Source organism: Schaedlerella arabinosiphila, from assembly GCF_003885045.1.
GTDB classification, from domain to species: Bacteria; Bacillota; Clostridia; order Lachnospirales; family Lachnospiraceae; genus Schaedlerella; species Schaedlerella arabinosiphila.
The window spans coordinates 631,465-644,546 of sequence record NZ_RHJS01000002.1 but is presented as its reverse complement, the minus strand read 5'-3'; the positions used below and the strand labels follow the sequence as shown (position 1 = coordinate 644,546).

11 protein-coding genes are annotated in these 13,082 nt (G+C 46.1%); 4 read left to right on the top strand and 7 right to left on the bottom strand.

All coding sequences use genetic code 11. The features are described from left to right. Window positions 1–78 precede the first annotated feature (78 nt). The 3 genes from EBB54_RS03510 to EBB54_RS03495 all read right to left on the bottom strand — a co-directional run bounded on the left by EBB54_RS03510 (window position 79) and on the right by EBB54_RS03495 (window position 2,919). Entirely contained in the window at window positions 79–1,044 is a 966-nt protein-coding gene (locus tag EBB54_RS03510) for a flavodoxin family protein (protein WP_125126375.1), read from the bottom strand. Window positions 1,045–1,217: 173 nt separating this feature from the next. Beyond that, window positions 1,218–1,487: a DUF1294 domain-containing protein gene (locus EBB54_RS03505; protein ID WP_125126374.1), complete on the bottom strand. Its 270-nt coding sequence runs from the start codon at window positions 1,485–1,487 to the stop codon at window positions 1,218–1,220. A 580-nt stretch (window positions 1,488–2,067) separates the two neighbouring features. Continuing rightward, window positions 2,068–2,919 carry a hypothetical protein gene (locus tag EBB54_RS03495; protein ID WP_125126373.1) on the bottom strand — a complete coding sequence of 284 codons (852 nt, stop codon included), beginning with the start codon at window positions 2,917–2,919 and terminating at the stop codon, window positions 2,068–2,070. Between the two features lie 235 nt (window positions 2,920–3,154). Here EBB54_RS03495 and EBB54_RS03490 point away from each other — a divergent pair, with 235 nt between their 5' ends. Then, window positions 3,155–3,862, top strand: coding sequence for a FadR/GntR family transcriptional regulator (locus tag EBB54_RS03490; RefSeq protein WP_125126372.1), 708 nt, complete (start codon window positions 3,155–3,157; stop codon window positions 3,860–3,862). A gap of 135 nt (window positions 3,863–3,997) precedes the next feature. Here the strand turns inward: EBB54_RS03490 and nhaC are convergent, their stop codons facing one another. Both nhaC and EBB54_RS03480 read right to left on the bottom strand, forming a co-directional pair. Further along, window positions 3,998–5,482, bottom strand: a complete 1,485-nt coding sequence (gene nhaC / locus EBB54_RS03485) for a Na+/H+ antiporter NhaC (RefSeq protein ID WP_125126371.1) — start codon at window positions 5,480–5,482, stop codon at window positions 3,998–4,000. A 12-nt stretch (window positions 5,483–5,494) separates the two neighbouring features. Beyond that, window positions 5,495–6,667, bottom strand: coding sequence for a trans-sulfuration enzyme family protein (locus EBB54_RS03480; RefSeq protein WP_125126370.1), 1,173 nt, complete (start codon window positions 6,665–6,667; stop codon window positions 5,495–5,497). 488 nt (window positions 6,668–7,155) lie between these two features. Here EBB54_RS03480 and EBB54_RS03475 point away from each other — a divergent pair, with 488 nt between their 5' ends. The 3 genes from EBB54_RS03475 (at window position 7,156) to EBB54_RS03465 (ending at window position 11,786) form a co-directional block, all read left to right on the top strand. Further along, complete coding sequence (locus EBB54_RS03475; RefSeq protein WP_162307071.1) at window positions 7,156–8,757, top strand: PucR family transcriptional regulator; 1,602 nt, start codon at window positions 7,156–7,158, stop codon at window positions 8,755–8,757. Window positions 8,758–9,054: 297 nt separating this feature from the next. Further along, entirely contained in the window at window positions 9,055–10,434 is a 1,380-nt protein-coding gene (locus tag EBB54_RS03470; protein ID WP_243127500.1) for a uracil-xanthine permease family protein, read from the top strand. An 86-nt stretch (window positions 10,435–10,520) separates the two neighbouring features. Continuing rightward, entirely contained in the window at window positions 10,521–11,786 is a 1,266-nt protein-coding gene (locus EBB54_RS03465) for an amidohydrolase family protein (RefSeq protein ID WP_125126368.1), read from the top strand. Window positions 11,787–11,869: 83 nt separating this feature from the next. On the opposite strand, the gene EBB54_RS30040 is transcribed toward EBB54_RS03465, so the two are convergent. Both EBB54_RS30040 and arcC read right to left on the bottom strand, forming a co-directional pair. Further along, complete coding sequence (locus EBB54_RS30040) at window positions 11,870–12,016, bottom strand: hypothetical protein (RefSeq protein WP_154677767.1); 147 nt, start codon at window positions 12,014–12,016, stop codon at window positions 11,870–11,872. Between the two features lie 107 nt (window positions 12,017–12,123). Next, a complete protein-coding gene (arcC, locus tag EBB54_RS03460; protein WP_125126367.1) occupies window positions 12,124–13,068 on the bottom strand; it encodes a carbamate kinase in 945 nt (314 codons plus the stop codon). Between the last annotated feature and the right edge of the window lie 14 nt (window positions 13,069–13,082).

The following is a 13,082-nucleotide window of genomic DNA, read 5'->3' as shown; positions in this document are numbered from 1 at the left end:
AAAAAACACTCCGGCTATGCGGTTGGATCGCAACCGCACAGTTGGAAAATACTTTATATTACTGCCGCTCCTTATTTGTTACGCTTCTCCCACACCCAGATATTTCATTTTCAGTTCTTTTAAATTCTCCACCTTTTTCTGGGTCATGGCGCCGTCTCGGATTTCGTTGGAATGCTCCCACTTTCCGGCGTCGCGCAGCCTGGAACGGTTCTGCTGCTCTTCGGAAAATGTCACCTGGATTTCCCCGTTTACAAGCTCCAGTGTTCCTTCGATTCCGCACACCGGGCACTCTACTTTATTGCCGCCGTAGCCGACGGTCAGGATGCTCTCGTGGCAGACCGGGCAGACTCCCTTGTCGTCTCCGCGGTAGCGGGTGCGCTCCTCTTCTGTCTCTGCCTGCAGGGCGTCCACGATGTTCTGTCCCAGCTTTGCCATTCTCTCCATCACGTCGGGCCTGCCCAGCACATGGTCTATGTTCATGGCTCCAAAATATTTGTACTTGTCAACCACGTCGATCCCCATGGGAAATGTAAATTCATACATGTTCGGCAGGGACAATGACAGCCAGTTCTCGGTCCTTGCGCCTCCCACCGTGATCAGCGCGCCGACACGCGGCTTTGTACTTCTCGGGTCCGGATAGCTTTCGGGAGCTTTTCCCTGTGCGATCCCCTGTTCGATGGCCGGCCCCCTAAATGTCTTGTCATGTGCCGGCCCGATCCGGTCGCATACAACTTTAAAATTGCCTGTGGGCGCAAATTCATAGGTCGGCGATCCGACGATCACCCCGTCCGCGGACATCAACGCCTCCTCGATGATATGAAAATCATCATCCTTATGGATGCAGTGCCCCCGGCCTTTCCCCATCATCAATCCCGCCACGCAGGAGCAGCAGCCCGTGCAGATGTGAATATTCAGGTCGTCGCAGCGCAGAAACTGGATCTCCATGCCCGCCTTTTCACAGACAAGCAGCGCTTCCTTGATCATAACCTCCGTATTGGACATTTTCCTTCCAAAAGAAAAGCCAACCACTTTTTTCTTCTCCATGTCTTTTTCCTTCCTTCTTCATTTTCTTCCATTATATGGCCGGTGCGTTTTTTTCTCTTGATACTGCTTATCCCAAACGGATCAAAAAATTGTTCTTTTGGATTACGGGATCGAAATATACGGAAAGAGTGCAAAAATGAACTGTCGATTTTTGCACTCTTTTCTCCTGATTTTCATTTTACCTTAACTAATACACATAAAAGAACTGCCTGTGCAATCAGCATCAGGGGCACTCCGATCCGGAAACGGCTTTTCCGGATCTTATGCCGGAACAGGTACATACCGGCCAGACCGCCCGCCGCCCCGCCGATGAGCGAGAGGCCCAGCAGGGTCGATTCCCTGATCCGCCATTTCCCGCGGACAGCCTTCCACTTGTCGATTCCGAACAGGGCCCATGTCAGTATGCTGAGCGCAGCTATGTAAATGATAAGAATCCGGTACATGGTCTCTTGGCACTCCCCTGTCTGTTTTTATGACAGTATAACACAGGCGGCGGGGGGAAGTCTATTGATATTTTGTTGGTTGCTGCTCACAACAGCATTGCTGTTACAGGTCACACCTTGACCAGGCGTGCCCTGTAACTCAGGCCGCCATTTAAAATTGCCTTCGGCAATGGGCGGCCTGAATACCAGCTTTTATGTGCATCCTCCCGACCAATCAGCGTGGTGATTGGTCGGGGTGTGACATGTAACCATTGCTTCTCTCTGCTTTCTGACAATCTAACGTCAAACTTAAGCAGGGCACTTTATTATTTTTAAGTAGGAGGGACATTTTATGCTGACATTATAGACTGCAATCAGTACATTAAAAATCAACAAGGATTCTGTGTACTCGGAAACCTTTTCCTTTTATTTGAACCGCCTGCTTCTGCGGGGGCTAATCGTAAAAGATGACGGGATGACTTGGGTAGATGCCCTGTATAGGCTTTTGGGGACGCTGCAGGCAATTGTGCTTGTTATAATCTCCATTTTCATTCTATCTTCTGATAAGTATTCTGAATATATAAACTGAATCCGGATTTTTTTACAATTTTGCAATATACTTTCCCCTGTCAGCATCTGGAATTTTCAGTGCCACCATTGCCTGCTCTGCACTACATTTCATTGTTTCCATCAGATTCCTAATTGCTTTAAGCAATGTTTCCTGCTCCCTTTGTTCTAAGTCTTCCTTCATAAGTTCTCTCAATGCTTCACACATAACTTTATCACACCTCCTGATTGCCTCATAAATCTCCTTATTTGCAGAAACGCTGACCTGTAGGACTGCATCTACATTGTTTCTATCTCCTGGTTCGGATATCTGCGCAGCTTTTTCAACAAATGCCCGGACATCCTCTTCTTTCACACGTTTTGAAAGAACACGTAATGTACGATGATTTTCTTTATCAAGCTGTTTTGTCACCACGATCTGTGTATCAAACAAGACCTGTTTTCCACTTATATAATATATTCCCGGATATTGCTCTTTAATCTCCATTCCTAGATTCTTCATCACTTCAAACATTTCCCTTGGATAGCTTTCCCGGAAGATGGAGATGGTCAGTTCGTTCGCCGGAATCTGGTCTACGGTTTCTCCTAATCCTTTATAAAGACAGGCATAGCCTACTGTTTTGTAATAGTCGTCTATGGAGAGAGCATCGTCCGGACTTTTAAATTCAGCGACATTATATTTTTTAAAAATATGTCCAAGTTCATTCTCTATCCGAACATCCGCAAGCTTCTTGATGATGAGCAGATCCATCCGGATGGGCTCTTTACTCAGATTAAATTCCCTCTGAAATTCAAGATCACCTTTGTTTGATAAAAATTCCAATTCTGCCGCACCATAAAAGCCCGGATGCCACTGAATGTTCACTGCTTCAAGAATATCTGTCACCTGCCATCACCTCTAATCATCCAGAAAAATTTTCTTATAATCTTATACTAGCATTAGTAATCAAAATTAGCAAGCCATTCCCCTCACAACAGCGAAAACTTGACGTCTGTCATTCTTTTCCGTATAATCAGGTATGGATGCCGGCTCTCATACGAAAAAAACTGTCTGCGGCGTTTTTTCCTCCCGCCGACTGCGTGAGAATATGATCCGGCGCTCCAAAAAAAGGAGGCCCACTATGGAAGAAAGAGAAATCAAGTTGAAACCCGTTGAAAAAGATTCCCTATATCTGAAAATTTCCGACTCGATTTATAATTATATCCGAATGAACAACCTACAGCCCGGGGACAAGCTCCCTTCCGAACGCGATATGGCGGCCATGCTCCAGACAAGCCGCAATTCTGTCCGGGAGGCGCTGCGGATCTTGGAAGACCGCGGACTGATCTATGTAAAGACAGGAAGCGGCGTTTTTATCAATACTCCTGACAATGGAAAAAGCGTTCTGTCCGTCCGGCTCACGGATTTCACCGCAAAAGAACTGCAGGAGCTTCAGGATACCCTGGAGCACAAGACCATACTGAACGCCATGGTGCGCGGTACGCCAAAGCAAAAGCAGGAGCTCCTTTCCCTGGCAATGGACATGCAGGAGGAATACCAGAATCATATTTACAGCCATACCCTGGATCATGGGTTTCACACCAAGCTCTATGAGATGGGCGGCAATTCTGTCATTCATCAGTTGATCGATAAGATCCGCGACGACCGGTTTATCCGGAGGGAGAGCGCCGCCAGCGAAAATAATTCCGTATGGCTTTTCACAGTACCGGAACATCTAAAGCTGGCCGAAGCGATCATACGGCAGGATACGGAAGCCGCCCTGCGCGCGATTGACGCCATCAATACCCATGGATTTTCTCTGATCTCAGAAGACGGCGGTACGCCCTGAAGCCGGTATGCCGCAGGGATTTTCTCTGATAAGAGACGAAATTTCCTATAAAAATGATTCAGAACAGCAGACGTATCTCTTGTCCGCTGTTCTGAATCGCTGTCTGCTTTCAGGAAATGCTTTTTCTTTTGTTTCTCACAGTTCCGTTCCCGTAAGCTCTACATAATCGTCGTAATTGTCTCCGCCTTTTTTGATCTTCGCAATCCCAAATCCTGTAAATCCCCAGATGATCGCGAAGATAACGCCTGTATAGCAGAGGCATGCCCAGGGCGCGTACTGTGCGGTCGGCACTCCCAGGGTGGAGGTCATGTACACCCCTGCCAGTGACCAGGGTACCAGCGGCTCCACCACCGTAATGCTGTCTTCCAGTGTACGGGACAGATTTTTGGTCTCCAATCCCCGCTTAATGTATTCATCCTTGAATAAGCCCCCGATCATCAGGAATGTAACCGAAGCCTCTCCGATCACGGTAATGATGATCACGCCGAGGATCGCTGTGACCGTAATAAGCTGCCCGGTGCTGTGGATGTGCTTCATGATCTGGGAAAGGATCACGTCCAGACAGCCTGCGATTGTCAGCGCCCCGATAAATCCAAAGGCACAGAACGCCATCAGCGCCGTATTCATCATGGAAGACATACCGCCGCGCTGCAAGAGGTTCGGAACCTCTTTCACGATATTTTCCAAATCCACAGTCGGATTCACAAACATCTCCATCTTGAATCCGCCCACCATGCTGGCTGCACAGGTTTCAAAAGAAAATCCCTGAACAAACATGGCGATCAGGACTGCAACCGCGGAAGAGATGAACATAACCGGAATCGTGGGCTTCTTTTTTAAGGAACCGTAAATGACGATTACCGGCGGCACCAGAAGCAGCAGCCCCACAGGCATGCTCAGATTGAACAGCTGTGACAGTGTTTTGATAATCTCATCCACCTGCCCGATCGCGCCGCTGCTGGCAAAGGAAATCCCGGCAATGATATAAACCGCGCAGCTTACAATAAATCCAGGCACCGTGGTATAGAACATATGCCCGATGTGCTTGTACAGGTTTGTGTTGGTGGCGATGGCGGACATGTTGGTGCTGTCGGAAAGGGGCGACATCTTATCCCCGAAATAAGCGCCGGCCACGATCGCGCCTGCTACGGCCGGAAGGGGAGCGCCCATTCCCGCCGCCACGCTCATCAAAGCCGCTCCCACCGTTCCCGCCGCGCCCCAGGATGTCCCTGTGCTGACAGACAGGATCACGGTTACGAGGAAGGAGGTCACAATGATAAACCTTGGGTTGATGATCTGCAGGCCGATATAAACCAGAAACGGAATGGTGCCGCTCACGATCCATGCGCCGATCATCAGTCCAACCGTGATCAGGATCATGATCGCCGGAAATGCTTTTGCCAGTTTATCAACAATCTCATTTTCCACATCCTTCCAGGTATGCCCCAGATACATGCAGAGCACGATTGTAAATGCCGCGCAGAGCAGCAAAAGTACCTTGATATCTACTTTAAAAATAATCAGTCCCGTAAACAGTACCACAAACATAAAAATCAGCGGCAGGACTGCCAGTCCCAGACTCGGCGTTTTGATTGTCTTTTCGATTTTATTCTCTTCCATAATCCACCTCCATCATACCTTTTCCAATGCCTGCTTTAAGTCTTCGATCAGATTTTGAGCGCCCTCCAGGCCGCAGTGAAGCCTTACAATGCTCCGGTTGACTCCCAGGAAGTCCTGCTGCTCCTGGGTCCAGTTGTAAGTATACGCAATCGCAAGACTCTCGAATCCGCCCCAGGAACAGCCCCGCTCAAATATGTTCAGGGCGTCCACAAATCTGGCCGTCGCTTTCTCATCCCCGTCAATCTCCAGGCTCATCAGCCCGCACTCGCCCTTCTGCTGTTTTCTCGCAAGCTCATACTGGGGATGGGATTTCAGCCCCGTGTAATACACTTTTTTCACCTTCGGATGCTTTTCCAGATACTCCGCAACCTGCATCCCGGTTTCATAATGTCTCCTGATCCTCACATCCAATGTACGCAGGCCGCGGATTGCAAGCCATCCCTCCATCGGCCCCAGGATACTTCCGAACCGGTCCCTCTGGATCATCAGCCCCCTCATCAGCTCCTCGTCCCTGGAGATCAGTACCCCTCCGGACAGGTCGCTGTGCCCGCCGATGTATTTCGTCATGGTATGCATGACAATGTCGATTCCCATATCCAGCGGTTTCTGGAATACCGGCGTGGAATATGTATTGTCAATATACGTCTTGATCCCGTGCTCCTTCGCCAGTTTTGCGACCCCCTCCAGGTCAATGACGGAAAACAGCAGGGTAGACGGGCTCTCCAAAATGATCAGATCCGTCTCCGGGCGGATTGCCTCTTCGAAATCCTCCAGCTTTGTCCCACGGACATAGGACACCGACACATTCATCTTTTCGATCAGGAAATCATCCAGCAGATGCTGCACCGGACCATAGCTTTCTTTCAGGCAGATGATATGGCTTCCCATCTTGCAGACTGCCATGATCGCCGCCGTACATGCAGCCATCCCCGCGGAAAATGCAACCGCCCTGACGCCGTGCTCCAGCGCCGCCAGCTTCTTCTCCAGAATCGCAACCGTAGGATTCGATGCACGCCCGTAGTAATATTCATCCTTGAAGATGTCCACGGAAAAATATTCATCCACCGTGTCAAATACATGAAGTGAGTTCATAAAAATCGGCGGTGTCACAGACTTCATGTACTTGGACGGCTCCTCCCCCAGATGCGTCATGGCAAGCAGATCTTGATTTTCAGTTTCGGACATAATCCATTCCTCCTTTTCTTTTTGATAGGCTCTCGGAATCATGGCTGCCTGTCTCTTACCGCAGATCAAACAGCGAATACAGGATACCGTCAGACAGTCACTTTTCATACCTTTTAGAGTTTATATTGGTTCTGAGGTTCAGTGGTAGAACCAATTTAGCTTCATTATAATTTCGATGTAAAATCTTGTCAATATATTGTTCCTAAGTTCCATTTTTTTAGTGAATCCACACAAAAGAGGGAGCTCATTTTTATGACATTTTCACAGTCATACGTCAACCTATGGAGTCAGCATATACCATTTCCGCAAATCCATATAACTTTTACCAAAATAACGCAAATATGATAAGCAACCTCCTTATTTCCCTCTTGCAGAACAGGTTGTTCCTGCTTTATACTAAATTTAATAACAAATGCAGTGGAATGCCCGAAACTTTTTTCATCTGTTCCGGGTATCCTGCATTCCATGATTCTAAGGGAGGGAGAACGATGGAAGGTTCTGTTGATCATTCTTTTTATCCAACAGTTGCTGAACTATTAGAATTACCCGCTTTTGAAGGACATACGCTTCTTGCCGGCTATAAGGGGCTTGATTTACGTGTTTTGGGGATCAATCTGAGTGACACTCCTGATTACTATCTGTGGCTTTCAAAAAATGAGATCATTGTAACCGCCTGTCACGCAATTCATAATGATATACAAGCACTGGACAAATTTGTATTAAATGTTTCTGACAGCGGAATGTCCGCAATTTTTATCAAACCTTATCCATATCTGAAAAAAATACCGGACATTATGATCACACAGGCGGATATGCTGGGCATCCCCTTAATTGAACTGCCAAAAGGCGTACAATTTTCATCCTTAACAAAAGCCATTTCCGATGAACTTTTGAGACGTCAGACCATTCGTCTCGAAGAAGCACTGACAGCAAATAAAATGCTCACCAGTACGATTATTGAAGGCGCTGCTTTGGAAGATATCGTCTGTATGATTTCCGCGCTCATGAATAACAGTGTCATGATTCTTGACACCATAAATACCCGGCAGGCTTTTCATATTTGTCCAGAAGATCTGGATTTTTTTGCTGATCTTTCTGCCGAAAAGACTTCGGATTTTTTTGCTGAAAAGGCACAAATGTACGAATTAAAAAGCGGGGATCATTCTTTTGGATATCTTTATTTGTATTCTTCAGTCTTTGAAGTAAATCCAGAGCCCCGAATATTGTACCAGATCCAGCATGTCGTACCGCTCGAGATCACCCGTGAGCAGCAAAAGCAGGCTTTTCGGAAAGATGATTTCACAAATTATGTTTTTCATTTGCTGTCCGATCAGATTCTGGACGAACAAACAGAGTTATCCAGAGCTGCTGAGCTTGGTATTCTTGCGGAAGAAGCCCATGTCATCATACGTATGCGGGTATCCAGCCAGAAAAGTGCCAATAGCTATGTAGCCGATATTCAACACAGTTTGTTGTTCAATAATATGCGGAGTTACTTTGAAGGATATGGATTTTCCATTCGTACGATCAAGGACACCGGAGAGCATATTGTCTTACTAAGCGCTCCTGGTGAAAACAGGAATCTTTCAGATTTAAACAGGCTGTGCACCTTATTTTCCAATAGCGTAGCCAATCATTATGGAACTTTAAATATTACCGCCGGCTGCGGCCGCCCTCATACCGGAATAACCGGTCTGGCTCAAAGTGACCGTGAAGCGCGTATCGCCCTGAGAGCAGCCCAAAATTGTAAACGGTCTTTCACATGTTTTGATGAATTGGATGTTCTCAGACTGATCTGCGCAGATAATCCAAATCATGAAATAGATATGTTTGTCCAGGAGACTCTCGGCAGGCTGATCGAATATGACAGGACAAAAAACGCGGAATTACTTCGTACACTGGAATGTTATCTTAAAAATATGGGAAACCTGCGGCAGGTATCTAAGGATATGTATACACATTATAATACCATCACCTATCGTTTGAAAAATATTATTGAAATTACAAATCTGAATATCAATCATTATGAAGACCGTTTCCGGCTGGAACTGGCATTAAGCCTGTATAAAGATTTAGGTGAAAAAAAGTGATATAAATTAAAATATTGCTGAATCGTTACAAACAGAATAGAAAGACCTGAAAAAGCAGAAGCGAAAAAAGCTCCTGCTTTTTTGTTGAATTATTACATTTTTTTCAAAATCTCCATTATCATTTTCACAAAATTGCACTAAAAGAATTTGTGAACCCTTCATATAGAATTCAAAAAATCTGACAATTATAATATAAAACAACCAATATTTAAACATTCGATTTAAAAAGGAGGAGGTACTTTATGAACCAAAGGACGGGCATTATGATGTATGAATTTTTTAAGGAGGTGAGACTGCATGATGTATAATCCGGAAGAATTAGTATTTAATATTGAAACAAAATCAAATATTGAGATATCCTATGGAATCGAAGATGTCCCCAGGCCATGGTGGAAAACCGCGTACTTTGCTCTGCAGATTACCCTTGTAGATTTTACACCTTTCATATGGGCATCACTTTTTGTTTCCCTGGCTGGATTAGACGGTACTTCCGTTCTGCCCACCATGATCAGCGCATCATTCTTATGCATGGGGTTCTGTACTTTGCTGCAGGCAACCATCGGAAACCGTCTGCCGATCGTGCAGGGACCTTCCTCTGCTCTGGCCGCATCCATGGGATCTGCCGCGTCGGTATATGGTCTGCCTGCAATCTGGGGTGCTGTGATCATCGGCGGATTGGTAGAAGGGTTTTTGGGCTTAAGCCGGATCATGAGTAAGATCAGAAAATTTCTCCCGCCGGTTGTCATCGGCTCTGTTGTGACATCCATCGGCTTTGTGGCAGCGAGAATCGCGATCCAATGGACATTATCCAACCAAACTCCAAAGTTTCTGATCCTGGCCCTGATCGCATTCATTTTGGCTCTGATCTTAAAATTTAAATGTAAAGGAATCCTTTCCCAGGGGTTTATTCTGATCACAGTTATTGTTGTAGGCGTATTCGGCGGTACTGTCACAGGAGCATTTAACTGGGACGCTGTTGCCGCTGCTCCCTGGTTTTCCATGCCAAAGCTGTTTCCTTTTACAGGTCTGGAAGGACAGCCCGGCGCAATGATCGAGTTTTTGCCGCTTGCGTTTATCGGAGTATTTGCCGGTTTCATCGGGTCCATGTTTGAATCTGTGGGTGATTACGCAGCTACCTGCAGCGCCTGCAATGAGAAATTCCAGGTTAAACACATTGACCGGGGTATCATGGCGGAAGGCTTCGGATGCGCCGCTACTGCATTTTTCGGCGGTCTTCCCTGTACTTCTTACACTCAAAATATTGGCATTATCTCCGCAACAGGTGTTTGCTCACGCATTGTAACAATGGTTGCTGCTGTTTTCTTTCTATTATACAGTGTATGCCCCAAATTAGCATATATCCTGTCAGGAATTCCGCGTTCTGTAATCGGATCCGTGTTCTTGATCACAGCCGCAACGATCATGTTCTCTGGTATCGATACGATCGTATCAGATGAACGCACTTTAAAAAATACCGTAATTGCCGGATCTACTCTGTCGATCGCAGTCATGCTTCCTTATCACTGCGCTTCTACATTTTCTGAGTGGGCCTCCGGATTACCGTCATTCATCAACATGCTCGTGACTTCCCCTACTTTTTTATCAGTTGTAGTGGGTATCGTATTAAACCTGCTTCTGAATCACATGCTGAAAAACAAAGAAGAGCAGGAAAGCTAACGCATTCCTGATGCGGATACATTGGAACCAGAATGATTGATCTCAAAATAAGATTTAAAAAAAAATAATTTTCAGGAGGATTAAAAATGCTACTTATTAAAAAAGCAAATATAAACGGAACCGGAACCATTGCCGATATTTTGATTGACGAAAATGGGAAATATAAGGAAATTTCTGAAAACATAACCGCTTCTGACGGAACGAAAGTCATCGAAGCCAACAGTATGATGGCATGCCCCACCTTTGTCAATACCCATATGCATTTTGACAAAGCATATACCTCCTACGAGCAGGGACGTCAGAGCTTTGGCAAAGAGAACTGGATCTCCAGTACGGAAGAGACTCTGGAGGACGCGATCTTTGTGATGCATGAGCGGATCCGCAAATATACACCCGAGGATGTCGCGCGCCGCGCAGAACGAGCGATTCGTGACTGTGTCATGTATGGGACAACAAAACTGCGTTCTAATATTGATATCAGTATGCTTGATCCAAATCTGAACGCGGTAAAAGGGTTACTGCTCGCAAAGGAGGCGACGAAAGACATCTGTGATCTCCAGCTGGTCGCGTTCCCTCAGGAAGGCATCTACTGCGATCCGGGTACAGACAAGCTGATGGAAGAAGCTATGGAAATGGGCTGTGATGTTGTCGGCGGAATGCCTGCTGCGGAACTGCTTGATGAGCATGCCCGCGCACATGTTGATTTTGTATTTGATATGGCGGAAAAATATCATGCCCTGATCGACATGCACATTGACCAGTCAAAAGATATGTTTGACCGCTCACTGGAATATACGGCATGGAAAACAATGGAACGAGGCTGGCAGGGACGTGTAACAGGCGGTCATTGTACATCGATCACATATCAAAACCAATCTCATGCTATTAAAGTCATGAAAATGCTGAAGAATGCGGATGTCAATATCTGTGCCAATACACAGACGATGGCAATCATGGGAATCGACCAGGAACCGCGTACACGTGGTGTTACACGGATCCGCGAAATGGTTGACATGGGGATCAATGTGATAACGGCACAGGATACCATTTGCGACGGCTTTCATCTATACGGAACCGGTGATCCATTGGATTATGGTCTGGTGGGATGCTACTGCGCACAGTACAACACACCGGAAACTGCACGCATTATGTGGGATATGCTTACTTCCCGTTCTGCCCGTGCATTTGATCCGGATGCAAAATACGGCATTCAAATCGGAAATGACGCAGATTTAAATATTGTTGACGCTCCAAGCGTACATGAGGCAATCCGCATCCGTGCCTCCCGCCCTTATATTCTCCGCAGAGGAAAAGTCATTGCCGGTTTTGAGCGTAAAGCGGCAATGCTGTAAATCGACATACTGAATCATCTTCTGAAAAGCGTTAAAAAAAGTGTAAAGTCTTTAATCGTTCAATAAAGACTTTACACTTTCGTTTAATTTTCGCCTGGTTCCGTGACTTCTAAAAGGATAGAATCAAATTCATTTTCAAGTTCATCTCTTTTTTCTTGCGGTACAAGTTTTAATAGTTTTCTTACAAAAACAGTTAATCTATTGATATATCGTAATTGTTTGTCGGTCATTTAATTGCCTCCCTTCTATTAAATATAAAAATATCATCTATGAGATACTCTCATTGTACCAAAATAAGATATGAGTGTAAAGCCTTTATTCAATTGCTAAAGCGCACTTAGCAACATACAATCTCCGTCCCTGTCTTTCCTTCGATCCCTTCCTTCGCCTTTTCCAATAATGTGATCAGCGCCCTTCGTCCCTGACCTGAACCTGCGAACTGCATCGCGGCTTCTACCTTCGGAAGCATGGAACCAGGCGCAAACTGCCCCTCTTCAATATACCTTTCCGCTTCCTTCACAGACATCCTGCTCAGCCATTGCTGATCCGGCTTTCCATAGTTGATCGCCACCTTCTCCACAGCGGTCAGAATGATCAGATAATCCGCATGGATCAATTCGGCTAATTTCGCCGAAGCAAAATCTTTGTCAATAATCGCTTCTATTCCTTCATATTCATCCTCTGCATTTTTTACAACCGGGATTCCTCCCCCTCCGCATGCAATGACGATTTCTCCCTGATCAAGCATGCTCCTGATCGTATCGATCTCAAGAATATTTACAGGCTTCGGTGACGCAACAACACGCCGGATGCCCCGGCCCGCGTCTTCCGCGAATACGAATCCCCGTGTTTGCCGGAGCCTTTTTGCCTCTTCTTCGGAAACATACGCGCCGATCGGCTTGGTCGGATTCTCAAAAGCCGGATCTTTCGAATCCACTTCCACCTGTGTCAAAAGAGTAGATATCCTTTTTGAAATTCCGCTTTTTACCAATTCATTTTTTAACGCCTTCTGCAGATCATATCCGATATATCCCTGACTCATTGCCGCACAGACATATAACGGACAAATTTCATAATTTTCCGGATCCTGTGCATGAAGCGCGCTCAATGCCTTTTGGATCATCCCTACCTGGGGGCCGTTTCCATGTGAAATAATCACCTCATGCCCGTCTCTGATCAGATCCGCGATCACCTTCACCGTACCCTTTACAACAACCGCCTGTTCGGAAACCGTCTTCCCAAGAGCGTTTCCGCCAAGCGCAATCACAATTCTTTTTTTCATATTCTTCCTTCTCC

Coding starts and splice junctions, on each gene's coding strand:
- EBB54_RS30040 (WP_154677767.1), bottom strand. CDS start 12,016: ATGACCGACAAACAATTACGATATATCAATAGATTAACTGTTTTTGTA.
- EBB54_RS03465 (WP_125126368.1), top strand. CDS start 10,521: ATGCTACTTATTAAAAAAGCAAATATAAACGGAACCGGAACCATTGCC.
- EBB54_RS03490 (WP_125126372.1), top strand. CDS start 3,155: ATGGAAGAAAGAGAAATCAAGTTGAAACCCGTTGAAAAAGATTCCCTA.
- EBB54_RS03510 (WP_125126375.1), bottom strand. CDS start 1,044: ATGGAGAAGAAAAAAGTGGTTGGCTTTTCTTTTGGAAGGAAAATGTCC.
- EBB54_RS03475 (WP_162307071.1), top strand. CDS start 7,156: ATGGAAGGTTCTGTTGATCATTCTTTTTATCCAACAGTTGCTGAACTA.
- EBB54_RS03470 (WP_243127500.1), top strand. CDS start 9,055: ATGATGTATAATCCGGAAGAATTAGTATTTAATATTGAAACAAAATCA.
- EBB54_RS03505 (WP_125126374.1), bottom strand. CDS start 1,487: ATGTACCGGATTCTTATCATTTACATAGCTGCGCTCAGCATACTGACA.
- EBB54_RS03480 (WP_125126370.1), bottom strand. CDS start 6,667: ATGTCCGAAACTGAAAATCAAGATCTGCTTGCCATGACGCATCTGGGG.
- arcC (WP_125126367.1), bottom strand. CDS start 13,068: ATGAAAAAAAGAATTGTGATTGCGCTTGGCGGAAACGCTCTTGGGAAG.
- nhaC (WP_125126371.1), bottom strand. CDS start 5,482: ATGGAAGAGAATAAAATCGAAAAGACAATCAAAACGCCGAGTCTGGGA.